The sequence below is a fragment of the Pseudoalteromonas sp. '520P1 No. 423' genome (genome assembly GCF_001269985.1).
Lineage (GTDB): Bacteria > Pseudomonadota > Gammaproteobacteria > Enterobacterales > Alteromonadaceae > Pseudoalteromonas.
The window spans coordinates 462,379-485,392 of the sequence record NZ_BBZB01000001.1 but is presented as its reverse complement, the minus strand read 5'-3'; the positions used below and the strand labels follow the sequence as shown (position 1 = coordinate 485,392).

The window sequence follows — 23,014 nt, the reverse complement described above, 5'->3', positions numbered from 1 at the left end:
TAAGGTTTGTGCGATATAAAAGTTTTAAAATTAGTTGTTAACATAATCTTTATATCACAATAATAGCTTTTTTTAATTTAGAAATATTTCACTCATTTTTAGCTGAAATAATATCAACGTAAGATGATTTTAAGGAGTGTATAAATGAAAAAAATAACTTTTATATCATTAGTTGTATTTTTTTTGTTTCAACTTTCTGTCGATTTATTATCTATTACTTCAAGTGGCTATATGTTTTTCGGTGATAGTGTCCTCTTGAATGTTTATTTAAAATATCTTTTTGTAATAGGTATTTTAATTGGCAATTTTTTATGTCGTTGTTTAGATGTAAATAATAAAAATTAAACGATTTTTAATCATGAGACGTGTTAGTAATTAAAAGATAATAACCAATATTTTTGATTTTTTATCTTCAATGATTAAATCGAGTTACTCCTCTGGCGGGTGAAGTAATTGGATAAATAGACCGTGTAATAAGGTATGTGCGAGATGAAAACCGACTTTCATCTCACTATTCAAAATAGAGAACCTAAATTAAATTTCTGAATTTAAATGAAAAGCTATCCGCTAATATTTGGGGAAGTGATTATTCATTAATTTTTCATTATTAAAATAAAGTTCAATCTCTAAAATCAATATAAATAAAGGTTTAGTGTAAATGATAAAAAAATACTTAGCGCTAATGTCATTAGTGTTTATGTCATATCAAGTTTTAGCAAACAATACAGAATTAAACTCTCAGGAGAGTATTGTTGAAGTTAATTCATTATATTATGAAATAAAAGACAAAAAGCATTTATCAAAAAAAAATGAATTTAATACTCAAATTGAAGAACTCGAGTTTTTAGAAGTTACACCATATTGGATAAATCAAACAAATTTAGATGGCATTCCACAACCATCAAATTATAAATTAAAAGTGTGTATTATCGACTCTGGTGTAGATTCTGGACACACTGATTTACCAAAAGTTAACATCAATGGCTACGATACTTCTTATAGTGGTTTTTGGGGACGAGATTCTGTTGGGCATGGTACACATATATCAGGAATTATCAGTGCGCTAAGCAATGATGTAGGGGTTAGGGGGGCAATTGATAACGGTCAGGTAGATATACATATTCAAAAGTTAATGCGATCTGCTCGAGGTATAAATTCAACCATTAGTGACAATAGTCTTATTGAGGCAATTGAGATATGTGCAGGTACAGGCGCTAAAATAATTAACTTGTCTTTAAGTGGTGCTGGATATTCTGAAAAATTAAGAAATGTAATAGATCGACTGACATATCAAGATGACATCATTTTTATTGCTGCAGCGGGCAATCACGGTACAGCTACGGGTATAGATATGCCTGCATACCCAGCAGCCTATCGAAACGTAGTAGGCGTAGGTGCAATTAATATAAATGGAGATTTGGCTGATTTCTCTCCGTCTTATAGAGGAATAACATTTGTTGCTCCAGGGGTTGATATCTTATCTACGGTCTCGCACGATAATATTAAAGTCAATTCTGTATATTATAAAAGTGAGGAAGGATATTACGAATTTGATTACTCTCAAATAGATAATGGAAATTTTGAATATTCATCTACCTTACCGACTGCTTCAGCGTGTTATTACAATTTGTCTGATAATGCAGTCACTGAACAAATAATTGAAAATAAACTAAGTGTAACTTCAAAGAAGGAGATCCAAAATGCTTCACGTATATGTGAATCTGAAGGAGGTTCTTTATTAGTTATTTCGTATAATTATTTAGATACAGTAGATAGAGAAGAATTTGCCAAGTATAACTCTTGGCTTACATCGCTTGATTATGAAGCTACGATGCCTACTTTATTAATGCCTGGACTTAATGATGAAGAAGTGAGCTTTTTTCAAGAAGGAAATGTCAGTATATCTTCTGGTAAGCAGAGCTACGCAGCTTTAACCGGAACCTCTCAAGCGGCAGGCGTTGCGGCTGCTGGTATTGCAAAACTGTGGGCTAACTTCCCAAATACAACTGCAGAACAAGTTCTTAACTCTGTAAAAAATACAGCCTCAAGTCTTAATGAAAATTATCCTGATAATGCTGTAGGTTATGGTGCAGTTAATTTTAGCGATGCATACTCATATCTTCAGGACTACAATAATGTTTATATATCACCTTCTTGCCCCGAGTTATGGTATGACAATCAGAGTTACGAAAAAAATGATTCTGTAACTTTTAACGGTATTGTTTATGAAGCAAACTATTGGACTAAAAATCAACTTCCTAGTGAAAATAGTGGAGACTATGCTCCTTGGAATGAAGTTAGAAAATGTGATGATTTTGACAATAATACAAATGAGAGTAAGAAAGAGTATGTAGACCCAGCGTATAGCTTGAAAGAAATAGAAAGAATTACAGTCACTTATAAATGTGAATCATACACCTTGAGTTGTGGTGGCGGAGGCGGATTTAGCGGGTTCGGTGGCTTCAATTTTGGTGGTGGCTACTCTGGTGGAGGAGGTTATTCTGAAGGAGGCTCGGGAGGTGGTGCTGGGTCAAATAATAGCTCTGACAAAGAAAAGGAAGCAGCAAGACAGAAAGAGTATGATGATATTAAGAAAAGAGCAGATAACCAACCCAAGCAAAAGCCTGGCGAATCCAAAGAAGACTATAATAAAAGGTTATCACAATACTATAAAAAGGTAGCAAGTGACTTAAAGAAGTGGGATGACAAGTATCAAAAAGGTAGACATACTCAGAAAATTATAGAACTCAATAATAGGGCTAACAAGTATGACAAAGCCTATCAGAATGCTAAAAGACACAGAGAAGTTACTCAACGTTATAATAATGGCAATAAAGGTAAAAGTTCTCTATGTAAAACAAAAACACGTGGAGTAGTAAAGGTCATTCAAACGATTGGCTGTTTATTCGATGAGCCATAAAGTTATGGAGCCGTAATGCGGCTCCTTTTTTGATATGAAAGTATGGGTAACAATATGATAGATAATGAAGAGATTGAAGTTTGGGAAAAATATATAAACCAAGGAGGCTGTGAGAAAAACCTTGATTTAGTTTATGCAAAAAAAACATTTTTTAATGTATCAAAGCAAGCGGTTTTAGCGAGCTTTAATCGTAATGTTATTGAAAGAGCGGATGAACTGAGGTTTATGCCAAATATACTCTTTAATAAGTATTTTTATTTTTTTACAGATTTCATTATTAACCAAAAGCATGATGAGTTTGATGCTGGAGAAATAGCGAGTTGTTTTACTTCCCTTTTGAATGAAAAGTTAGATGCAAAAGCAATAGAGTGTAAGGATCTTCATCAGACAGTAATAAACGCTGTAAAGTTTCTACAAGATCATATTGAATTTTATAATACTGACGCGGATATCTATGGCGATTTAGATAGCAAATTGTTGTTACTGCAAAATAAATTATCTTTGTACAAAGTATAGGTTTAAATTTAAAGCCAATTTACTCATAGAATCCAGAATGACAAAATTTCAATAACCCCCCTAAAAGCACCCATCGTGGTGCTTTATTTTTTTAGATAGGCCATCCTTAATATAATAACCTCCGCTACATTTAAAATGTAAGCTTTGGGTTGTGCTCGCTTGTTAAAACAAAGAGGTTCTTTTCGTGAAAATATATAGATAAATAGTTTGCTATTTATAACTGTTCTAACATAACTAGACTTTTAATTTAGTTAGTAATATCAACTTTTGGAATAGGTCCTTTAGAATTTTTAAATACAGCGCAGAATACTTTTTACTGGACCTTGTATGTTTTGTATTAATGAGATTGTATTAGTCGTTTAATATAGTTATTAAATAAGCTATACATATTAAATGAGATATTGCTCTCATCTATATTTAGACTGAAGTTAGTTTAATTACATTCCCTTTTTATTTTTTAATAACCTCTGCCATATTTCACCTTTATTGTGTTAGCCATATCCACTCATTGCTACTGTAAATCTAAATACAGTACATTCATGTAACGCTTATCCAAAGTAGATTTTCAAATTAATTGATTTATATTCTTCATCCTCTCAGTTTTTAATTTTTGGAAAGAGCTGGTTAAGTTAAGTCATTTATAAAGCTTGGTTTACTTATATTGATTGCAATGTAAATACTAATTTTTCCGTATTAAATTCAAAATTTATGGATCTAATTTTTTAACTGAAACTCATTTGTTATTTTCATAATAAATAGTATTTGATTCTATTATTCTTTCATATTTAACCAAAACTCAATCCTTATATCACAATAATAATTCTATTTAAGCTTTTGATTTTAATTATTAATGTTGTTTTTTTGTGGGTTTTGATTTTTGTTTTTTTTCAATGCAATATTTATCTCGTCGAAAAGAGGTAGCGTAAATAAACCTCGTTAACAATTAAAAATAATTTTATAGAAAGTGCGGTTTAGCAGTTGTTTGGCTTCTTATATATAGCCATGAAATGAATCTCCACCTTCTAACAATGAGATAGGTGATATGACTAAAGTTTATTATTCAGAAGATGCATTACAAGAGCTGCTCAATCAAGAAATTTCGATGGACTTAATTGATTCAATTGATTTTAGACATACTGATGTATCAATTAACTGTACTGCATTTAATGCAACACAAAGTAATAATGATTACTTTGATTTTGATTCAATAGATTAAATTTTAAAGTAAGGAAGTAGGTTTATGTGTCACATAATTTTGGGTCATCACAGAGATGAACATGCTCAATATATGATAGAAAAATTAGAGCGGCGTGGTTTAAAAGTTTTTTTGTTAGAAACCCATGATTTTCCTAAGTCAGTACAGTTTTCATTCTCACCAAATGATGGTGGTGGAAATTTAATATTAAAAAATGGTGAAAAAGTTAATTTTTCAGATATTCAATCTGTTTATTGGCGCAATTTTTGTGGTGTGACTGATGAATCTACAAAAGCTAATTTCACATCGATTGATGACATTTCGGCAAGAGATAGCATGGCATGTATCCGCACCTGGTTTGAACTAAATAATCAAACTGTTTGGGTAAATAGTTGGAAAGCCTTTCAACACCATCAAGAAAAGCCACTACAGCTGTGGAAGGTTAACCAATTAGGTATCAATATTCCAAAAACGTATATCGGTAATGATATTGATGAAATTCGCAGTTGTTATAGCAATTTAGGAACAAGTATCTTTAAGCCTGTGTTTGGTGGTGCTCATACCGAAATTTTGACTGAAGCGCATTTAGAGTCATCAAGAGTCCGTGAGGCATTGACTAAATCTCCAATTACAGTGCAAGAGTTTATCAAGGGCACGAATATAAGAACTTATGTAATTGGTGATAAAGTTTTTTCTGCTGAACTTAAAAGCGACAATGCCGATTTTAGGGAAGATGATAATTTAGAAGTATTACCTTTTGAGACGCCAGTTGATATTCAGCAGCAGTCAATTTTGATTCGTGAAAAGTTACATTTAAACTGGACTGCTATTGATTGGAGAAGAAATGAATCAGGTGAATATTATTTCTTAGAAGCAAATCCATCTCCAATGTTTATTGGTTTTGAGAAAAGATCAGGTATCCCAATTAGTGACCATTTAGTTGACTTTATGGTTAAGCAAAATCAACTTTAACTTTATAAAAAATTCTAGCAATGAAAATTAAAGTTGAGAGTTCATGCTTATAATTTTTTTAAATTAATAGTTTTAATGTCTATAAAAATTAGGAAGGTAAAAATTATGCATCCATTTGCATTAAGTAAAGAAAGTATAAAAAAAATCGCTGGTGCGAATTCAATTGACACGTTCACACATAGTACTGGTTGGGCTGAGACTGGAGGTCGTGTAATGGTGCCTTTTTTACATCAAAACAGGCCTCCAGTTATGGTTGATGATGTTGTGTTTATTGCCCCGTTAGAGGTGAGGTTTCAAGGCGAAATCGTAATTAATTAACATTACACAATGAAAAAATTATTCATGATTTTAAAGTGATTCAGATAATTAACTTTAGCTGGAACTAATAAAATCAAACTATGTAAATTTAATAAGGATGAACAATGCACCCATTTTCATTAGAAAAAGAAGCAACAAAAGAAGTAACAGGCGGAGTACTTACAGAGACTGGTTCAACAAATTCTAACGGTCCAGTTTTTCCTCCACCACTTACAGGAGTTCTTGGTGAACAAGGTAGTGGTTTACCTCCTTTTGGTGGTTATGAATAGGAATTACCTTACTTTTTATAAGTGGTATGAGAGAAATATATAAATTTAATAAGGAATGCACATGCATCCATTTTCATTAAGTAAAGAAAGTATTAAAAAGGTCACTGGTGCGAATTCAATTATAGCTCCTATTTGGCCTTGTGGTCTGATTATAACCCATTTACCTGTACCGTCTGATCCTCCTGTTATGGCTGATGATATCGTATTTATTGCCCCGCTAGACGTCAGGTTCCGAGGCGAAATCGTCATTAATTAACTTTGGCGTGAACTAATAAAATTAAACTATGTAAATTTAATAAGGATGAAAAATGCACCCATTTTCATTAGAAAAAGAAAAAACCAACCAAGTAACTGGTGGTAATTTAATTCCTAAAGTTACTTATGGTCACTCTGGAATTGAGGCTGGAGACTGTATTGTGCCTCCTCCAATTAAAGGTATTGGCGATGTTGTGACTATGGCTATTCCAGAAGATGGCTATGATCCAAGGTTTCCACCAATTCGATAAGCGATTATTTCTAGAAGGAAATAATATATGAGTATTAAATTTTAGGAATAAAAATGAAAGAACTAAGAGTCAATGAAGTTTTAAAGGTAAGTGGTGGCAGATCATCTCAAGCTAAAAAAGCATCTTTAGTTATTACTGATACTGTTTTCATTGCTCCTAATAGCGAGTCCGTTAGTTGGGGGGCTGGTAACAGTCCAATCAAGTTTAGAGGTCCAATTGTAATGTATTAACTGTGTAAGCTGTTGGATATATATTTACTTTAGAGGACAAATAGATGCGAAATTTAGTAATTAATGAAATTCAAAGTGTAGTTGGTGGGGTTTCATCCAATATTTTGAGTGGTTATGATAGCTCAAGGGGTGGGTCTGAAACAAACTCTGGAATATTAGGTTTTGGTGGTACTGGTAGTAGCATTGCTAGTAGCTTTGGTAAATATACTCCTTTCAGCAGGAATATTTTTTAAAAATACATAATTGTTATTTCTGGCGGGAAATAGACAACTAAATTCGAAGCTAAATGCATTTTGGTAAGGTGATTATTACATGATTAACGTAAAAGGAAGTTGCATTAATTTTATACTGAAATTGACGGGTTTTGTATTAGCCTTAATTTTTGGTTTAGCTTTAGGCTCTTTATTGGTGGAGCAGTTAATCAGCATAATAATTAGATTATAAAAATAGCTTACCAAGCATTTTTAGCAGCAAATAATAAAAGAAAATACTTTAAATTTAATAAGGAAAAACAAATGCACCCATTTTCATTAGAAAAAGAAAAAACGAATCAAGTAACAGGTGGTCGCATGATAGACCCTGTGACATACGGCTGTACAGAAACGGGTGGTGGCATCGTGCCTCCTCCAATTAAAGGCATTGGCGATGTTGTGACTATGGCTATTCCAGAAGATGGCTATGATCCAAGGTTTCCACCAATTCGATAAGCGATTATTTCTGGCGGGAAATAATAAGAGAAAATACTGAAATTAAATAAGGAAAAACACATGCACCCATTTTCATTAGAAAAAGAAAAAACGAATCAAGTAACTGGTGGTACTTTTACTTTAGGTTCTAAAGTTGAACCTGTATTAAACCCAAATCCAGTGAAACCGGTTTTCCCACCAAAAGATTGGGCTACAACTTTGGCTGTAGGTGAAGAAGGTGGTTACCCACCAATCGATACGACTTCTTAATTACGCATAATCGCTAAATGTTTGAAGTCACTAATTTCACTCATAGCGACTTCAAAATTTGTAAACGTTATTTCTGGCGGGAAATAACAAGAAAAAATAAGGAAATAAAATGAAAGAATTAAATAAAAAAGAAATTAAAAATGTAGCAGGTGGTGATGTTGATGCTTGTGGTATTGCTGTTGGTGCGTTAGGTGTAGTTGGTGGTGCTAATACTGCTGTAGCAGGATATGTAGCAACGTTAGCTTGGGGGGGACCTGTTGGACTTGCTGTTGGTGTTGCTGTTGGTATTACATATGGTGGTTTAGCTACATGGGCGGGCGCATCTTGTTCTGCAACAGGTAGCAGTGATACTAAATTTAAAGGCGAAATAGTAAAAAATTAAGAATAATATGATAGTAAGTCATGCTTATATCAAGTTGATAGAAATAAAATTAATAGAGTAAATTATTTCTGGCGGGAAATAATTAGAGAAAATAAATTTAATAAGGAAAAAAATGCAAAAGTTAAATAAATTCGAAATTCAAAATGTTTCTGGTGGTGATGTTGATTGGGGGGCTATAGGTGCTGGCGCGACTTTAGTTGGAGTTGGTCTTGCTATAGCAGCAACTCCAGTCGGTTGGGTTGGCGCTGCAGGAGCAACATTATTCTCTTTTGGTGGTGGGTATTCAATTGGTACTGGTTTGTCAGGCGGTGGTAGCACTAAGAAGTTTCGTGGTCAAATTGTAAAATATTAACAAGTACTATTGTAAGTATTTAATTTACCATAAATGTAAATGTTTAATAGTAAATAGTAGGAAGTGATTATGATTGCAAATCATAAAGGCATGTTGCTTGGTATGGCAATAGGAGGTTTAATTGATTTTTATTTTGAATTTTTTCCTTTGTTTACCGGAATGATAATGTTAATTAGTGCACTAACTTTTCATTTCTATGGAAGGTTAGCTAATCAAACAACTTCATTTATTAAAAATGGAGTTAGTTTAAAAAACTTTGTTACCGTAATTGTAACACTTCTTATTTGTTTTTTATTTGCGTTGTATTTTGAGTTGTAATCTATGGACTTCTTACTCAAAAGTTAAATTATTTCTGGCGGGAAATAATAAGAGAAAATACATTAATTTAATAAGGAAAAACACATGCATCCATTTTCATTAGAAAAAGAAAAAACGAATCAAGTAACTGGTGGTACTTTTACTTTAGGTTCTAAAGTTGAACCTGTATTAAACCCAAATCCAGTGAAACCGGTTTTCCCACCAAAAGATTGGGCTACAACTTTGGCTGTAGGTGAAGAAGGTGGTTACCCACCAATCGATACTACTTCTTAATTACGCATAATCGCTAAATGTTTGAAGTCACTAATTTCACTCATAGCGACTTCAAAATTTGTAAACGTTATTTCTGGCGGGAAATAATAAGAGAAAATAAATTTAATAAGGAAAAAAAATGCAAAAGTTAAATGAAAATGAAATTCAAAGTGTAACTGGTGGTGTTACTCAAGGTGAGGCCATTGGTGGAAATATGTCAATAGTAGCAATTGGAGTTGGTATTGCTGTTGCTGGTTCAGCTCCTGCTTGGTTTCCTATCATGATGATTGGCGTTAGTGTTTCGTTAACAGCTTCATATTTGTCAGGCAGTGGTAGCACTAAGAAGTTTCGTGGTCCAATTGTAAATAATTAACAAGTGTTAATGTGTGTACTTAGTCTGCCATAAATGTAAATTTTAAATGATAATAAGCAATTATGATTACAAATCATAAATACATGTTGCTAGGTATGGCTTTATAATAACTCATTGATTTTTATGTGTTTTATTTGCTTTTTTTCGTAATGTTAATTAATGGAATTATTTTTCATTATTGTAAAAGGTTAACAGGCTATGTAACTGCATTTATTAAAAATGAAATTAGTTTAAAAACGTCATTTTCGTAATTGTAACGCTTCTATTTTTTAAACGATATTTATTGAATAATAAATATAGAGATATTTACTCAAAAATTAAAGTGTTTCTGGCGGGAAATAATAAGAGAAAATACTTTAAATTTAATAAGGAAAAATTAAATGAAAAAATTAAATGAAAATGAAATTCAAAGTGTAACTGGTGGTGTTACTCAAGGTGAGGCCATTAGTGGAAATATGTCAATAGTAGCAATTGGAGTTGGTATTGCTGTTGCTGGTTCAGCTCCTGCTTGGTTTCCTATCATGATGATTGGCGTTAGTGTTTCGTTAACAGCTTCATATTTGTCAGGCGGTGGCGGTAAATATAGAGATAAGTTTGTGCCGGTGCAATCGAAATAAAAACTGGAAGAGACTCAAAATAAGTCTAAGTTTGTCACTAAAATATTTTTGGGAAATGGATAAATGTCTAAAAAGAATAGCACTTGGGGTGGTTTTAATGAATTTTCAACTGAAAAAATGCGAAAAGCTTTTGTATCAGGAATGTTCATAGGGATTGCTATTGGTATACCTATAGGTCTTATGCTTACATAATTTCGATTTCTTGTTCGTATTTGATCCAGTGCTAATCTAAGAGATATAACATTGTTTGGAAATTTTTACGACCTTGGTTATTCCAAAGTTGGCTATGATTTAGGCATTATAACTCGAAGTTAATCTATTATTTCTGGCGGGAAATAATAAGAGAAAATACATAAATATAATAAGGAAAAATAAATGCAAAAATTAAATACAATAGAAATTCAAAGTGTGAATGGTGGTGCGTTGGCTTTTGGTGCCGCTATAGGTGCCATTGCTGGTGGTGCAAGTGCAGCTGCGGGTGGCGGTGATTTCGGTGATGTTGTATCAGGTGCTTTTGTGGGAGGAATATCTGGTTTCTTTGGAGGCGCAGGTGGTATGCTATGGAGTGCTGGTTCTAAATTTGGTGGTGCTGTTAGTGGTGCTGGAAGTGCCTACTTTGGTGCACTTCCTGCACTGATAGAAAAACAAGCTAATTAAGATTGAACTATAAAAAGCATACAAGAGGTAAAGAATAAAGCTTGTATGCTTTTAATTGATGGAGGCTTTGTTGTGGTTAATTTTTTTGTTAGATATTGTTCTTTATACAAAATCTGGAATAAGGATAGTATTACTAAGTGGGAGCAGCAAAAACAAGCTGGTATTGTAAAGTTTATTTTGATTGAAGGTGTATTGAAGTGGGGACTACTTTCAACATTAGTCTTTCTTGGCATGATGTTTTCAGGAAAAAATGTTGGTCATAAGGAAATTGTCACAACTTGTTTGATTTGGTTAATTGCTTCAATTGTTTATGGCTATTCAATGTGGCACGGAACATCGCTAGCTTACAAAGCGCAACTGCAAGCAAGCATATCAAAACAAGATGAGGATTAACTGTTGTTCTTTTAGTCGTTAAACCTAAGGAGTCTGAATGAATATCATATCTTTTATTATAACAATAGTAGTGATTGCTACTTTTTTAGCTTGGCTATGGTTAAAGTTAGAAAAAAGTATAATCGCTATTTTTAAATCACAAAAAGAAAGTGCTTTAATCATTGTATTACGTATGTTTTTTATATGCTTTCCTACAGTGTTAAGCGCTAATCTATATTTCTCTTTGTTTGGTGATCCCTTTTAGTTGTAAAGTTTACATGCGTTTTTAAGGATAATTATGGATAGAACTTTTTTTTATATTTATATCGCAGCATTTATTATAACAGTAATAGGGCTATTAGCTCTTTTTGCTAATATGCATGCTATAGGGCGTTCATTTTCTGAAATTTTTATAATGTGTATTATTGGTGCTATTTGTTATTTTTTAGGCGTTGTCACTATGCTTTTAAAAAATCAGATGAAAAATATTTGATCATCTTGATATTAAGCCCATTTTTGATCCTAAGAGGTTAAATGAATTATAAAAGAGATAAAATCATAGTTAGGCTATTCTTTAGGGTTATAGGTCTATTGGTAATAGCTGTTAACTTAATTATTTTATCTTTTTATATTAAAGGTAATGATATAGAAGTAATGCAGATATTAAGTGTTTCTTCTTTTAGTTTACTTTATCAATTACTATTTGGTTTAGTGTTGTATATTACTATTACCGTTGTAATAGGCTCATCTTGTTTGTTGGGGTATGTCCCATTTTGGATTTTAAAGATTACTCCTAAATCAGTTAAAGACATTTTATTACTTAAGCTTTAATTTAATTAAGTGATTATTTTCCATGTTAAAGGTAGTTACTTAAAGTGAGTCGTTAGATAAAGTTAACTCTCTAATATAAATGGACTTTATTACTTTTAGTTCTTCAGCTGGTAAGTCTATATTTAATGCTTTTTTCATTAATCTAGCCTCATTCTGATTTTACCCATGCTTAAATATAGGGGCAGTCACTCTAGTTAATTTGTTGGGAAGAGTTATGATCAAGATTTTTAAAGAAATTATAAAGCTTATAACAAGCGCTATTTCATTAAAAAATCATAAAGAATCATGTATAGCGAGTTATTATTTTATAGTGATAAGTTTGATAGGAATTTGCAATTATGGTGAAATAAATTCTTTTCGTTTTGTTCCTGATCTTGGCCGACTATTAAATTCCTTTTCATTTCAGATAAATATAAAAATACCTATTGATCATGGAAATATACAAAAAAACCACATGTAGTATTAACAACATGTGGTTTTATAAAGTAGAACTTGTTTAGTAAAAAACTAAGATGCTATTACTGGTTGAACATCTAATCCATAACCAAATATCACTGCCAGCACTAAAACAAGCGAAGCGGCAGCCATTAATTTCAACAATAATGGTAAACAGAATCTAAACCAGTGACCATAAGGCACTCCAGCCATACCTAGAATACCCATTAATACGGCATTAGTTGGTATGATCATATTAGAGAAACCATCACCAAATTGATAAGCTAATACCGCTACTTGTCTTGGTACGCCCACTAAATCACCTACAGGCACCATAAGCGGCATAGTGACATAAGCTTGGCCTGAACCAGATGGAATAAAAGTATTTAAAAAGGTTTGAATTACTAACATACCAACAGCTGAAATCTCTGCAGTCACATAAGATAGAGGTAACGACATGCTATGAACTAAAGTATGTAAAATTTGACCGTCTTCTAAAATTAAAGCGATACCACGTGCCACACCTATTAAAATAGCCGTAGTAACTAAGTCTGATACACCTTCAATAAAACGTTCAGCTGTTTCATCAGCTGATAGTTTTCCTAGTATGGCAATTACAGCGCCCCAAGCAATAAAAACACCACCAAGTTCGTAAAGGTACCAACCTTTAGTTGCAATGCCCCAAACAGCTAACGTTAACGTAATTAAAAAGCTACCTAAAATGACTTTGTGTCTAGTTTCTAACTTAGGGTAACTTGGTTGTGCTTGACCAGATAAAGGACATGCAACACCTATCATCATAGAGCTATTTGGATCTGCTTTTACTTTTTGCGCATATTGCCAAACATGATGAAAGCCAATTAATACAAACGGAATGAAGATAGCTAATCTAAGCCAAATACCAGAATAAACAGGTATTTCAGCAATTTGCTGAGCTATAAGTACTGTAAATGGATTAAAAGCAGATACACCGTAACCAATACCATAACCAGCTACGATCATGCCTACTGCTGTCATCGCATCTAGTTTCATGGCTTTACATAATGCAACTAAAATGAGTACAAAAGGAATATATTCACCAGCTGTGCCTATACTACTTGAGGCCATAGCAAAACAGAAAACGACCATAAAAATAAGTTTTTGCGGGCGAGTGCCATATTTTTCTAATAAACGACCAATTAACGCATCAACAGTGCCCGTTGCTCGTGCGATAGCTAATACACCGCCAACAATTAGTACAAAAAAGATTACATCTTGTGCTGCAGCAAAAGCACGCGGAATGGCGGTTAATAAATCCCAAGGAGTTAAGTAGGTTTTGTCTTCAAGCACTTGATAAGTGCCAGCTACCACCATTTGTCTACCTGACTCAGATAAACTGGTTTCAAAAAAGCCCTGTGGCACTACCCAAGTGGCAAATAATGCAATTACCATCATTCCCAGTAAGAGAATTAAAGTATGAGGTACCTTTAACGTACTAAACATGTGTACTCCTATCGTTTATTAGAACCACACTATGCGGTCCTTAAATCGCGACATAATACCTGTTTTATTTTTGGATTACATTTATATTAATACAGGTTCAATCTTAATTTTAGGTAATTTATTTAAAATATAAGATCATTACTTTAACTTAGGGGTTTAAGTTAGGATGCTATATATTTAATTAAACATTAACACCTAACTTAATTTATAAAATTTTAGAGTGTATTAATTGACGATTAACCATTTTTTTAACCAAGAAGACTGTTGAATAAGTACTTGATTTAAATTTTCTTTAGCTTTGTAATTATGACCTTCAAATGGGAGCATGATTAATTTAGCTGTTTTATTGTTCGCCACTAAAGCTTGGTACATTCGTTTAGATTGAATTGGGTAAGTACCAGTATTTAAATCATTTTCACCATGAACCAATAATAAAGGCTCATTTATTTTGTCAGCAAATAAAAATGGAGACATATCTAAATAGCTTTTTTTTGCCTGCCATAAATTACGTTTCTCACCTTGAAATCCAAAAGGGGTTAAAGTGCGATTATAGGCTCCACTCTTAGCTATCCCAGCTTTAAATAAGTCAGTATGTGCAAGCAAGTTAGTTACAGCAAAGGCACCATAAGAATGACCCATAATAGCAAGGTGCTTAACATCTACTTTTCCAGTTTTCTCTAAAGCGATTACAGCTGCTTGAGCATTCATGATTAACTGTTCTATAAATAGATCGTTTGGTTGCCCATTATTTTCAGCTACTATTGGCATAGAAGGTGATTCAAAAACAGCGATATTATCATGTAAAAAAACTAAAGGACCATTAGGGTTAAATTTTCTAAACTGATTCGTTGCTATCGTGTTTTGTTCGCTTAATTTCTTATTTTTAAAAGCTTTAGGGTAGATCCATAAAACAGCAGGGTATTTTTTATCTTGTTTTGAATTATAGCTATTTGGTAAATGTAATGTACCTTGTAAGTTTAACCCATCATTTCTTTGATAATTAATTAACTCAGGCTTGTGTTTAAATTGCATTTGGCTGTTATCAGTATAAATGATAGTAGCATGTTTTTTTTGTTGACCTGTTAGACGTATATATTGTGGTGGGTTATCAGCTGCTTCTTTTTTTATAATCAATGTAGTTGGTGTGATTTTTATAGGAACTTCTAAAGAACTGCCTTTGCTAGTAAAAACACGATTTCGATCGGTTTTATTATATGAATCTACATAAGGTGTTACACCTGTTTTACTTTGACCTAGTGACATAAAAAATATATTACTGAGTGCGTCTTCAACTAAAACTCTATTACCCATCGAGGTTCTATCACTATATGGATCTCCAATATCTTGGTATTTATCACGATAATCTCTTTGTGATAATGTTTTAACACTGTTTAAGTCTGAATAATGAATTAATTGGGTTAAAGCTTGTTTATCTTTGTATCGCCATTGTTGTAAAACTCCTGTTCCAGATTTACTCCAGTAGATATCATAATAGCGCCATTTGGTTGATAGTATTAAATCTTTTTGTTCATTAAATGGAAAAGGCATTTTGTATATATGATCATGGATAGATAAATCTTTAGCCATATCACCTCCATCCACAGCTTCAACCCATGAGATAGTCGCAGGCTCAAATGGTAGCCATTGAACACTTCGAGATCCTATCGGAACACTATCTTTTTTAAGCTTATATTTATCTTTTAATTGAGGTAATGGAGATTTTGATTTATTTGTTGCTAAATTGAGAATGTAATATTGGCGCCCCCATTTTTTATATGGAACTAGAGTTGATAGTTTAGTTGGTAAACTTGAAATTAAAAGATATTGTCCGTTGGGTGAAACATAAAAATCATCAACCATACTAGTATGATTTAAAGTATTAACTTCTCCTTTTATGTTAATGCTTATTAGTTTTGAATCTGTAAATGACTTAAATCTTTGTTGTTTGATTTCATCATTTAATAAGTGAGTGTAGGTTCTCCCTTGTATTTTTTGAAGTTCGGTAGATTCTATTTTTGGCTTTAATGAATTTTTAATAGGTGGTAAAAATTGATTTTTTGCTTGTTTTACTAATATTGTCTTATTATCTGGCAACCAGCGTAAATGTCGACCACCAATTCTGGTTGATAGGTTTTTATTGCTTAATTGTTGTAATTTTTGGAATTGAATATCGTACGACCATAATGTTGTTTTATGATTGTAATGAACTAATAAAGCAATTAATTTTGAGTTTGGTGACCAGTTAAAATCTAAAATAACCCCTGATTTAGGCTTGATAATTGATTGCTCATTATTAGCATTAACTAAAGTAAGGTGGCTATATATATCATTTTTAGGTGAATTTGTATTTTGAGAATAAAACTCAAGACCACCTAAGGCTTCTCTCCCTTCTGATAGTGTTTCAATCGAAGGATAATTAATTTGATGTAATAATAAAGTTTGTTCATAATTTGGTGATAAAACTAAATATTGTTCGTTAGAACTATCCATTAATTTATTCCAGTAATGAGGCTCAATAGCACTTAAATTTACCGAGAATATTGAAATATAAAAACATAAAACTAGAACTGATAGATTATTCATTTCTTAGTGCCTTAATAGGATCTTGTTTTAAAGTTTTTTGAATGGGAAAGTAACTAACTATCAAAGAAATAATGAACAATCCAACCCATATACTAAGAATAAGTCCCCAATTCACAGGTAGCGTAAAGTTAGGATTAGAAATACTATAACCAACCACTAAAAAGCAGATTGAAAAGGCGAGTATCAAGCTCATTGATATAGGTTGCATTAATTCAATGATACTGTCTTTAAGTAAACGGCGGTTATCTGCTCCCATAGCTAGTTTTACGCCTAATGTATAACGGCGAACTTGTACGAGGTAATTTACAATACCATTGATACCAATACATACCATCAGTAGAGAAACACTTGCTAAAACAATTGAAATCCAAGCAGCGGTAAGGTGATGTTTTCTTTTTTCATCAAAAAGCTGTGTTAAAGATGCTAAGCGATTGATATCTAATCTACTATCTATTTCAGTTATGTTGTTTATTATTTGTTGCTCAACTAATAATGGTTCATATGTTGTAATTAAGTAAGAGTATTGACGCCAACCTGAATAGCTTTTGGGAATATAAATTTCATAAGTCTCGTCTTCTTGGTTCCCAGGTACATTTATATTACTCGTTACACCAATAATTTTGTGTTGCGTCTTTCCATCTAAACTGATTTTTTGTGCTCTTACTTCTTGATTGTTAGTCGCTAAAATATCAGCTAATCGTTGATTTACTAATATAGGGTAGTTATTTAGTTCTCTGTCACCTTTGCTAAAATTCTTACCATCCACCGTAATACCGAGTTGGTGTAAATAATCATGACCAATTAAAATTTTTCTAGCTTGTGCAATATATTGGTTATTTTCATCATAAACTTGGTTTACATTAAGTGACTCTGGCAATCTAGATTCCGATGTTACAGTAACACTATCTATAGAATCTAACTTCGAAAGCTGATTTATTATCGATTTATGTAAATTGATACGCTCTTCTGAGTTTTTGATATTGGCGTAATTTATAGTTAATGACCATTTGTTTTCAGTATCGATTCCAGAATCCCTTAAAGCTTCTGCCAAAGTATCTAAGACAACATGACTAGCAGAAACTAAAACTAAAAAAGAAAATAAAATTTGCAGACCTATTAGACTATGGCTTACGCCTGAACTTATTTGTTTACCAGTACCTTTACCACTGCTTTGTAAGCTATCAGTTAAGCTCTTCTCTTTAACGACACTCAATTCAATATAGGAGTATAACAAGGCAATTAATATAGTTAATAAAGCTGAAACTAAAATGGTATTAAAACTAATAGCTAAAGTATCTAATCTTTGAATAGAGTTTGAGGCAAGTTGCTGGATGATTTCAAAACTTGTTTGCGTAAGAATCAGCGCAAATATTACTGAAATACTGATAACAATCGTATTATGTTTAAACGATTCAATAATCAATTGCTTGTTAGTGGCACCAAAGGCAAAGCTAATAGCAATAGACTTTATTTTTGTTACTGCTTTAGCTAATTGCATACTTGATAAATTAATTAAAGCAATGAGCATTAACAGAAGTACACCGAGTAATAACATTAATACAATATTACCGCTATCACCTTTTAAAGCAGTATTAAAATCTGTCAATTGTGCACTAATCTTAAAGTCTTTTAATACATTTGGTGCATATAATTGTGCAGCAGTATCAGACAACGTTTTAATTTGTTCTTTGGCATTGTCTAATTGATTTAATTCTGCTCTAGCGATACCTTTAAAGGCACCCATAAAGCCATTAGCCGTTTTAGGATCGAAAGTTTCATCCATATCTATCGGGATCCAAAAGGCGGAATTTATATTGCTTAATTGTGGTAAAACTAAATTATCTGGCGCAACACCAATTACTGTAAATCTTCTTTGATTTAATTGGATTTTTTTACCGATAATATTTTTGTCGGCATTATATTCTTGTTGCCAAGTGCGATACCCTAAAATAATAGATGTTTGTTTATTACCTAAACTTTCTTTATCGCTAAATAGGCGGCCTAATTGAGCTTGAACACCGAGTATTTCGAATAAATTATTTGATGCTAAAATTACATTTACTTCAGGTCTTTTTTGATTATCAAATAATTTATAATTAGACCATTGATGGTAAGTAGCCACATCAGAGAATACAGTATTATTACTTTTTATATATTCTATTATTTGTGAATTTGTACCAGGTCCTGAATAACTTTTCGACTCTAAAGTACCTTCTAATAAATAAATATTGTCACTATTTTTATAGGGTAAAGGAGAAAAAAACACTAAATCAACTAAACTAAACGCACTTAATACCATAGATAATGTAAGAGCTAAGGTTATCACTGTTGTTAAGTAATATTGTTTTGCACGCTTAAATGTTTGTAAGGCTGTTTTTATTAACATGCTGTTGCAACCTTAATTGTTTCATCAGGTAAAATTAAACCATCCTTTAGTTTTATACTACGAGAAGCCATATCGGCATATCTGGGATCGTGAGTTACTAAAACAATGGTTGTACCTTGCTGGTTTAAATCTTGAAGTAGCGACATAATAGCATCACCATTTTTTGAATCTAAATTACCAGTTGGTTCATCTACGAGCATAATGCCAGAATCACCCGCTAAAGCTCGAGCTATTGAAACTCTTTGTTGTTGACCCCCTGAAATCTGGTTAGGAAGTAAATTAGCTTTATCAGATAGGCCAACTTTATCTAAACATTCTAATGCGCGAGCGTGACGGACTTGTAAGGTTGCGCCTCTATACTTTAATGGTAGTGCTACATTATCTAAAATGGATATCTCATCAATTAAATTAAATGATTGAAAAACAAAACCTATTCTATTACCTCTTATTTGCGCTCTTTGAGTTGCGTTCATTTCTGAGACAAGTAAACCATCTATATAATATTCGCCAGTTTGTGACGTATCGAGTAACCCCATAATATTAAGTAAGGTTGATTTACCACAACCAGAAGGACCAGATATAGATACAAACTCACCATCATAAATTGTAAAGCTAATACCTTTTAATACTTGAGTTACTTGATCACAAGAAGAAAAGGATTTCGTCATTTTGTTAATTTTTAATATTTCAGTTTTCATTGTTATGCCTTTTCTTAGTATTAACTACCAATCTTTATTTGTTTTGTGTTGGAGTTTAAATCGAGTCGAGAGGTAATAATTTTATCTCCGGCCTTAAGACCTGAAATTATTTGAATCAATTGTCCTGATGTTTTACCAAATTGAACTTCTACTTGGCTGGCTTTATTATCATCAGTTAATTTATATAACATCACAGTACTATTTTCATTCACCCCAGTTGGTGTTTTTATATAGTTTGTATTCTTTTGCACCTGAGCAAAAATAGTGGCATCGACTTGTTGCATTGGTTTAATCCCATCAAGCTTGTTAGTTACAAGTTTAATGTCTATTTGTACTGCGCCTTCGTTAATAACAGGATCAATACGGACAACTTGCCCAGTAATTTGATTATTTAATGTTTGGATTTCAGATTGCATACCAGCTCTGACTAAATGGGCTTGAATTTGAGGTACTTTTATTTCTGCAATTAATGGGGATAAACTACCAATTAACGCTAGCTCAGTTCCAGCAGTAACACTTTGACCTAAATTTAAGGGAAAGCGTTGAATAACGCCATTTATACCTGCTCTGACAGATAGCTGTTCAACCATCAGTTTTGCTACTTCAAATTCTTCACTCGATTGAGCTATTAAGTCATCTTGAATTGATGTCGCTTCCTTTTGCATCATAACCAATTTGGCTATTTTCGATTCTTCTAACTGAACTCTGTTAATTAATTGCTTAGCTTTTAATTCATTTTTTTTTGCGTTAATACCAGAAATGATCCCTGATTTTGCTAAAGTTCGTTCGGCTTCTACTTGTAACATCGCTATTTCAACTTGGGCTTGTAACTCAGATAAGTTCGATTTGCTATTAAGCATTTCTCTTTGTTGTTGTAGTACTATCTGTCGTTTTTGAGTTTTTGTATTTTTTAGTTTCGCAAGTGCTTGGCGTAACTTTCCTTCAAGCTCTGGATTTTTAAGTTTTAAAATAACCGTATCATGCTTAACAACTGCCCCTGCTTTTAATTTTATTTCATCAACAACTGCATTACTGGTTGCAGTGAGTAAGCGTTTATTGATTGACTGTAATAAACCATACCCTTCAATTTTTATCGAAAAATCACCATTTTGAACTTTATCAATACTAATGGAATCACGAGAAATAAAATGTGCATTATCAGCATAGCCGAGTTGCCAGCCAGAAATTATCATGATAACTGATAAACCGATTAATCCTTTGTATATATTTTTTGAATTTATTTTCATTATTTATAGACTCTTATTACTAGTTTTATTAGCTAGCTAGTTCAATTTTATTATTTTTGATTAAGCTTTCTAAATCGATAATTCTATCTGCACTTTCGATTGTTTCTTGGCGGTGAGCAACACTTATGCGAGTGATGCATTTTTCTTTTAGATATTGATTTACATGCATTTCTGTTTTGCTATCTAAATGACTTGTTGCCTCATCTAAAAATAAAACTTTAGGTTGGCTGTATAAAGCTCTCGCTAATAGTAGTCTTTGTTTTTGCCCTCCAGATAAGGAACTTCCTAAATCTCCTGCTTGAGAGTGTAATCCCATAGGCATAGCTTGAATTTCTTGCCAAATATAAGCACCTTTTGCAGCTTCAATAACTTTGTCTAAATTTGGATTTGGTTCAAAAAATGTGATGTTTTCGATTAAAGAACCATTTAAAAGTTGATCGTTTTGCATTACTGTGGCGCATATTGAGCGGAAGTTACGAGTCCCTATACTTTTAATTGATTGACCGTCGAGAGAATAATCACCTTGCTCTGCATTGATAAGTCCAGTCATTAGTTTTAATAGTGACGATTTACCTAAACCTGATCTTCCTGTAATTACGACAGACTCACCCGCTTGTATCTCAAAACTTAACCCCTGAAATAACCAAACTGAAGATGAACTATATCTAAAATGTAAATTGCGTATTTCTATATGCCCTTTGATATTATCTTTTATTAAGTGTTGAGTGCTATTGTCAGTTTCTTGCTCTTGAAGAACGATATCTGACATGCGACGTAAATAAGTGGATGCGAGTCTAAACCGAAATAATTGGTCAACTAAAGTTTGTGCACTGTTACTAAATTGCTGTCTATAAGCTAAAAAAGCGATAAACATACCAACAGTAAAAACATTATCAATTATTAATAAAGCGCCTAAAAAAATAACAATTAGGTAATCTAATTTACTGAGGAACTCTTGGCTAATTTCAGCTGCAATAACAACTTTTTCTCTTTTAATATTTTCGTTAGTTGTATCTGCAAATAAATTTAGCCATGAGGAGAGTCTGGCACTCTCTTTGACATAGCTTTTAATTGGCTGGATAGCTCGAACAGTCTCGATGAAATGACTATTTTCTTTTGCTTGCTTTGAAAGTGCTTGCTCTAAATGTTTATTTTCTTTGCTAGTTAAAAATAATCTAACCATTAAAGTTAATATTAAAAAGGAAAGAGATATAATAGCGAGAGATGGCTCGTAACTGTACATAATTATTAAGGTAGTGATCCCTAATAATCCTTCAACCACTGCTGAAATAAACCCTCGGCTGATCATTCTTTGTACTTCGTTAAATGCTTCAAATCTAGATTTAATATCACCTATATGCCTAGTTTCAAAAAAAGACATGGGTAGATGCAATAAATGACGTTGGATATTGGCTTTGACTTGAAAGCCTAAATTTTTATCTAAATATAAAATAGCTGCGGAGCGAAGAATATTACTTGCAGATGTTAGTAAAGTGATTGTAATAAAGCCACCTAATAGCCAAAGCAGCATGCTGTTATCAGATAAGGGTATTCCTTGATCTATTACTAAGCGAATATAATAAGGAGCGACTAAAAATAAGCATTGTAAAATGATTGCAATGATAAAAATTTTCGATAAAGAAGCTCCAAGCCCTTCTACTTTTCCAATAAAGGCTGTTAAAGGCATTTTTACGCGATCATCTTTTTTCTCAAAATTTGAAGAAGGCGTTAATTCAATAACAATACCGGTAAATGATTCGGATAGCTGATTCCAGTCTAATTTTATTTTACCTTTTGCTGGGTCGTGGATAACGACACCTCTTCTATTAACAGAGCATAAAGTTACAAAGTGATTAAAGTTCCAATGTAAGATGGCTGGGCCTTTTACTTTAGCTAATTGACCTAATTCTAATTTGAGTACTCTGCCTGATAAACCAATGTCATCAGCCACTTTCATAATTTGTTTTACGGTGATCCCTTGAATACCAACTGGGTATTTTTGACGCATGGCAAGCATGTTAATTTTATAACCATGGTAGTAAGCAATCATAGCTAAACATGTAATGCCGCATTCAGCTACTTCGCTTTGTAGAAATATGGGTAATTTTGTTGTTTTGAAATCAATATAATCTGATAATTGCATTGTA

At 32.5% G+C, this 23,014-nt stretch carries 31 protein-coding genes; 25 read left to right on the top strand and 6 right to left on the bottom strand.

From position 1 onward, the window contains the following. Nucleotides 1-144 precede the first annotated feature (144 nt). The 25 genes from PSA_RS02245 to PSA_RS02145 all read left to right on the top strand — a co-directional run bounded on the left by PSA_RS02245 (nucleotide 145) and on the right by PSA_RS02145 (nucleotide 12,036). Complete coding sequence (locus PSA_RS02245) at nucleotides 145-345, top strand: hypothetical protein (RefSeq protein WP_042147801.1); 201 nt, start codon at nucleotides 145-147, stop codon at nucleotides 343-345. A gap of 313 nt (nucleotides 346-658) precedes the next feature. Further along, nucleotides 659-2,920 (top strand): S8 family serine peptidase, encoded by a 2,262-nt coding sequence (locus PSA_RS02240; protein WP_042147804.1) that lies wholly within the window; start codon nucleotides 659-661, stop codon nucleotides 2,918-2,920. Nucleotides 2,921-2,974: 54 nt separating this feature from the next. Then, on the top strand, nucleotides 2,975-3,436 hold the full coding sequence (locus PSA_RS02235; RefSeq protein ID WP_127924163.1) for a hypothetical protein: 462 nt from the start codon (nucleotides 2,975-2,977) through the stop codon (nucleotides 3,434-3,436). Nucleotides 3,437-4,478: 1,042 nt separating this feature from the next. Next, a complete protein-coding gene (locus PSA_RS25040; RefSeq protein ID WP_157575723.1) occupies nucleotides 4,479-4,652 on the top strand; it encodes a hypothetical protein in 174 nt (57 codons plus the stop codon). 24 nt (nucleotides 4,653-4,676) lie between these two features. Then, complete coding sequence (locus tag PSA_RS02230; RefSeq protein WP_042147809.1) at nucleotides 4,677-5,603, top strand: RimK family alpha-L-glutamate ligase; 927 nt, start codon at nucleotides 4,677-4,679, stop codon at nucleotides 5,601-5,603. 105 nt (nucleotides 5,604-5,708) lie between these two features. Then, nucleotides 5,709-5,921, top strand: a complete 213-nt coding sequence (locus PSA_RS02225) for a hypothetical protein (RefSeq protein ID WP_042147811.1) — start codon at nucleotides 5,709-5,711, stop codon at nucleotides 5,919-5,921. Nucleotides 5,922-6,025: 104 nt separating this feature from the next. After that, complete coding sequence (locus PSA_RS25035; RefSeq protein ID WP_157575721.1) at nucleotides 6,026-6,190, top strand: hypothetical protein; 165 nt, start codon at nucleotides 6,026-6,028, stop codon at nucleotides 6,188-6,190. A gap of 61 nt (nucleotides 6,191-6,251) precedes the next feature. Beyond that, entirely contained in the window at nucleotides 6,252-6,446 is a 195-nt protein-coding gene (locus tag PSA_RS02220; RefSeq protein ID WP_042147814.1) for a hypothetical protein, read from the top strand. A gap of 52 nt (nucleotides 6,447-6,498) precedes the next feature. Then, nucleotides 6,499-6,696, top strand: a complete 198-nt coding sequence (locus tag PSA_RS02215) for a hypothetical protein (RefSeq protein WP_042147817.1) — start codon at nucleotides 6,499-6,501, stop codon at nucleotides 6,694-6,696. A gap of 53 nt (nucleotides 6,697-6,749) precedes the next feature. Further along, a complete protein-coding gene (locus PSA_RS25030; protein ID WP_157575719.1) occupies nucleotides 6,750-6,926 on the top strand; it encodes a hypothetical protein in 177 nt (58 codons plus the stop codon). Between the two features lie 44 nt (nucleotides 6,927-6,970). After that, nucleotides 6,971-7,159: a hypothetical protein gene (locus PSA_RS02210; RefSeq protein ID WP_042147820.1), complete on the top strand. Its 189-nt coding sequence runs from the start codon at nucleotides 6,971-6,973 to the stop codon at nucleotides 7,157-7,159. Between the two features lie 282 nt (nucleotides 7,160-7,441). After that, a complete protein-coding gene (locus tag PSA_RS02205) occupies nucleotides 7,442-7,633 on the top strand; it encodes a hypothetical protein (RefSeq protein WP_042147824.1) in 192 nt (63 codons plus the stop codon). Between the two features lie 60 nt (nucleotides 7,634-7,693). After that, the gene (locus PSA_RS02200) at nucleotides 7,694-7,882 is read left to right on the top strand and encodes a hypothetical protein (protein ID WP_059364719.1); all 189 of its coding nucleotides are present in this window, start codon (nucleotides 7,694-7,696) and stop codon (nucleotides 7,880-7,882) included. A 109-nt stretch (nucleotides 7,883-7,991) separates the two neighbouring features. After that, nucleotides 7,992-8,264 (top strand): hypothetical protein, encoded by a 273-nt coding sequence (locus tag PSA_RS02195; protein ID WP_042147851.1) that lies wholly within the window; start codon nucleotides 7,992-7,994, stop codon nucleotides 8,262-8,264. A 112-nt stretch (nucleotides 8,265-8,376) separates the two neighbouring features. Continuing rightward, a complete protein-coding gene (locus PSA_RS02190) occupies nucleotides 8,377-8,616 on the top strand; it encodes a hypothetical protein (RefSeq protein ID WP_042147854.1) in 240 nt (79 codons plus the stop codon). 69 nt (nucleotides 8,617-8,685) lie between these two features. After that, nucleotides 8,686-8,934, top strand: coding sequence for a hypothetical protein (locus PSA_RS02185; RefSeq protein WP_042147856.1), 249 nt, complete (start codon nucleotides 8,686-8,688; stop codon nucleotides 8,932-8,934). An 84-nt stretch (nucleotides 8,935-9,018) separates the two neighbouring features. Continuing rightward, nucleotides 9,019-9,207 (top strand): hypothetical protein, encoded by a 189-nt coding sequence (locus tag PSA_RS02180; RefSeq protein ID WP_059364719.1) that lies wholly within the window; start codon nucleotides 9,019-9,021, stop codon nucleotides 9,205-9,207. Nucleotides 9,208-9,325: 118 nt separating this feature from the next. Further along, complete coding sequence (locus PSA_RS02175; RefSeq protein WP_059364716.1) at nucleotides 9,326-9,559, top strand: hypothetical protein; 234 nt, start codon at nucleotides 9,326-9,328, stop codon at nucleotides 9,557-9,559. Nucleotides 9,560-9,939: 380 nt separating this feature from the next. After that, on the top strand, nucleotides 9,940-10,176 hold the full coding sequence (locus tag PSA_RS02170) for a hypothetical protein (protein WP_059364713.1): 237 nt from the start codon (nucleotides 9,940-9,942) through the stop codon (nucleotides 10,174-10,176). A gap of 63 nt (nucleotides 10,177-10,239) precedes the next feature. Continuing rightward, the gene (locus PSA_RS26735) at nucleotides 10,240-10,368 is read left to right on the top strand and encodes a hypothetical protein (protein ID WP_269432755.1); all 129 of its coding nucleotides are present in this window, start codon (nucleotides 10,240-10,242) and stop codon (nucleotides 10,366-10,368) included. Between the two features lie 183 nt (nucleotides 10,369-10,551). Further along, nucleotides 10,552-10,833, top strand: coding sequence for a hypothetical protein (locus PSA_RS02165; RefSeq protein WP_042147866.1), 282 nt, complete (start codon nucleotides 10,552-10,554; stop codon nucleotides 10,831-10,833). Nucleotides 10,834-10,878: 45 nt separating this feature from the next. Continuing rightward, complete coding sequence (locus PSA_RS02160) at nucleotides 10,879-11,226, top strand: hypothetical protein (protein ID WP_042147868.1); 348 nt, start codon at nucleotides 10,879-10,881, stop codon at nucleotides 11,224-11,226. A gap of 37 nt (nucleotides 11,227-11,263) precedes the next feature. Continuing rightward, complete coding sequence (locus tag PSA_RS02155) at nucleotides 11,264-11,470, top strand: hypothetical protein (protein ID WP_042147870.1); 207 nt, start codon at nucleotides 11,264-11,266, stop codon at nucleotides 11,468-11,470. Between the two features lie 33 nt (nucleotides 11,471-11,503). Then, nucleotides 11,504-11,698 carry a hypothetical protein gene (locus tag PSA_RS02150; protein WP_042147871.1) on the top strand — a complete coding sequence of 65 codons (195 nt, stop codon included), beginning with the start codon at nucleotides 11,504-11,506 and terminating at the stop codon, nucleotides 11,696-11,698. 41 nt (nucleotides 11,699-11,739) lie between these two features. Beyond that, complete coding sequence (locus tag PSA_RS02145; RefSeq protein ID WP_042147872.1) at nucleotides 11,740-12,036, top strand: hypothetical protein; 297 nt, start codon at nucleotides 11,740-11,742, stop codon at nucleotides 12,034-12,036. 507 nt (nucleotides 12,037-12,543) lie between these two features. Here the strand turns inward: PSA_RS02145 and PSA_RS02135 are convergent. The 6 genes from PSA_RS02135 to PSA_RS02110 form a co-directional block, all read right to left on the bottom strand. Continuing rightward, nucleotides 12,544-13,953, bottom strand: a complete 1,410-nt coding sequence (locus tag PSA_RS02135) for a YfcC family protein (RefSeq protein ID WP_042147874.1) — start codon at nucleotides 13,951-13,953, stop codon at nucleotides 12,544-12,546. Nucleotides 13,954-14,178: 225 nt separating this feature from the next. Next, on the bottom strand, nucleotides 14,179-16,536 hold the full coding sequence (locus PSA_RS02130; protein WP_042147875.1) for a S9 family peptidase: 2,358 nt from the start codon (nucleotides 16,534-16,536) through the stop codon (nucleotides 14,179-14,181). Then, nucleotides 16,529-18,922, bottom strand: a complete 2,394-nt coding sequence (locus tag PSA_RS02125) for an ABC transporter permease (protein ID WP_042147876.1) — start codon at nucleotides 18,920-18,922, stop codon at nucleotides 16,529-16,531. Before PSA_RS02125 ends, PSA_RS02130 begins: the two co-directional genes overlap by 8 nt. After that, nucleotides 18,916-19,620, bottom strand: coding sequence for an ABC transporter ATP-binding protein (locus PSA_RS02120; RefSeq protein ID WP_042147879.1), 705 nt, complete (start codon nucleotides 19,618-19,620; stop codon nucleotides 18,916-18,918). The genes PSA_RS02125 and PSA_RS02120 overlap by 7 nt, the downstream gene beginning before the upstream one ends. Before the next feature lie 20 nt (nucleotides 19,621-19,640). Next, entirely contained in the window at nucleotides 19,641-20,867 is a 1,227-nt protein-coding gene (locus tag PSA_RS02115; RefSeq protein WP_042147882.1) for an efflux RND transporter periplasmic adaptor subunit, read from the bottom strand. A gap of 28 nt (nucleotides 20,868-20,895) precedes the next feature. Next, the gene (locus tag PSA_RS02110) at nucleotides 20,896-23,010 is read right to left on the bottom strand and encodes a peptidase domain-containing ABC transporter (protein WP_042147886.1); all 2,115 of its coding nucleotides are present in this window, start codon (nucleotides 23,008-23,010) and stop codon (nucleotides 20,896-20,898) included. Between the last annotated feature and the right edge of the window lie 4 nt (nucleotides 23,011-23,014).

Coding starts and splice junctions, on each gene's coding strand:
- PSA_RS02135 (WP_042147874.1), bottom strand. CDS start 13,953: ATGTTTAGTACGTTAAAGGTACCTCATACTTTAATTCTCTTACTGGGA.
- PSA_RS25030 (WP_157575719.1), top strand. CDS start 6,750: ATGAAAGAACTAAGAGTCAATGAAGTTTTAAAGGTAAGTGGTGGCAGA.
- PSA_RS02150 (WP_042147871.1), top strand. CDS start 11,504: ATGGATAGAACTTTTTTTTATATTTATATCGCAGCATTTATTATAACA.
- PSA_RS02160 (WP_042147868.1), top strand. CDS start 10,879: ATGCTTTTAATTGATGGAGGCTTTGTTGTGGTTAATTTTTTTGTTAGA.
- PSA_RS02210 (WP_042147820.1), top strand. CDS start 6,971: ATGCGAAATTTAGTAATTAATGAAATTCAAAGTGTAGTTGGTGGGGTT.
- PSA_RS25035 (WP_157575721.1), top strand. CDS start 6,026: ATGCACCCATTTTCATTAGAAAAAGAAGCAACAAAAGAAGTAACAGGC.
- PSA_RS02165 (WP_042147866.1), top strand. CDS start 10,552: ATGCAAAAATTAAATACAATAGAAATTCAAAGTGTGAATGGTGGTGCG.
- PSA_RS02240 (WP_042147804.1), top strand. CDS start 659: ATGATAAAAAAATACTTAGCGCTAATGTCATTAGTGTTTATGTCATAT.
- PSA_RS02205 (WP_042147824.1), top strand. CDS start 7,442: ATGCACCCATTTTCATTAGAAAAAGAAAAAACGAATCAAGTAACAGGT.
- PSA_RS02235 (WP_127924163.1), top strand. CDS start 2,975: ATGATAGATAATGAAGAGATTGAAGTTTGGGAAAAATATATAAACCAA.
- PSA_RS02215 (WP_042147817.1), top strand. CDS start 6,499: ATGCACCCATTTTCATTAGAAAAAGAAAAAACCAACCAAGTAACTGGT.
- PSA_RS02110 (WP_042147886.1), bottom strand. CDS start 23,010: ATGCAATTATCAGATTATATTGATTTCAAAACAACAAAATTACCCATA.
- PSA_RS02195 (WP_042147851.1), top strand. CDS start 7,992: ATGAAAGAATTAAATAAAAAAGAAATTAAAAATGTAGCAGGTGGTGAT.
- PSA_RS02230 (WP_042147809.1), top strand. CDS start 4,677: ATGTGTCACATAATTTTGGGTCATCACAGAGATGAACATGCTCAATAT.
- PSA_RS02175 (WP_059364716.1), top strand. CDS start 9,326: ATGCAAAAGTTAAATGAAAATGAAATTCAAAGTGTAACTGGTGGTGTT.
- PSA_RS02190 (WP_042147854.1), top strand. CDS start 8,377: ATGCAAAAGTTAAATAAATTCGAAATTCAAAATGTTTCTGGTGGTGAT.
- PSA_RS02225 (WP_042147811.1), top strand. CDS start 5,709: ATGCATCCATTTGCATTAAGTAAAGAAAGTATAAAAAAAATCGCTGGT.
- PSA_RS02130 (WP_042147875.1), bottom strand. CDS start 16,536: ATGAATAATCTATCAGTTCTAGTTTTATGTTTTTATATTTCAATATTC.
- PSA_RS02115 (WP_042147882.1), bottom strand. CDS start 20,867: ATGAAAATAAATTCAAAAAATATATACAAAGGATTAATCGGTTTATCA.
- PSA_RS25040 (WP_157575723.1), top strand. CDS start 4,479: ATGACTAAAGTTTATTATTCAGAAGATGCATTACAAGAGCTGCTCAAT.
- PSA_RS02125 (WP_042147876.1), bottom strand. CDS start 18,922: ATGTTAATAAAAACAGCCTTACAAACATTTAAGCGTGCAAAACAATAT.
- PSA_RS02120 (WP_042147879.1), bottom strand. CDS start 19,620: ATGAAAACTGAAATATTAAAAATTAACAAAATGACGAAATCCTTTTCT.
- PSA_RS02220 (WP_042147814.1), top strand. CDS start 6,252: ATGCATCCATTTTCATTAAGTAAAGAAAGTATTAAAAAGGTCACTGGT.
- PSA_RS02200 (WP_059364719.1), top strand. CDS start 7,694: ATGCACCCATTTTCATTAGAAAAAGAAAAAACGAATCAAGTAACTGGT.
- PSA_RS02185 (WP_042147856.1), top strand. CDS start 8,686: ATGATTGCAAATCATAAAGGCATGTTGCTTGGTATGGCAATAGGAGGT.
- PSA_RS02145 (WP_042147872.1), top strand. CDS start 11,740: ATGAATTATAAAAGAGATAAAATCATAGTTAGGCTATTCTTTAGGGTT.
- PSA_RS26735 (WP_269432755.1), top strand. CDS start 10,240: ATGTCTAAAAAGAATAGCACTTGGGGTGGTTTTAATGAATTTTCAACT.
- PSA_RS02170 (WP_059364713.1), top strand. CDS start 9,940: ATGAAAAAATTAAATGAAAATGAAATTCAAAGTGTAACTGGTGGTGTT.
- PSA_RS02155 (WP_042147870.1), top strand. CDS start 11,264: ATGAATATCATATCTTTTATTATAACAATAGTAGTGATTGCTACTTTT.
- PSA_RS02245 (WP_042147801.1), top strand. CDS start 145: ATGAAAAAAATAACTTTTATATCATTAGTTGTATTTTTTTTGTTTCAA.
- PSA_RS02180 (WP_059364719.1), top strand. CDS start 9,019: ATGCATCCATTTTCATTAGAAAAAGAAAAAACGAATCAAGTAACTGGT.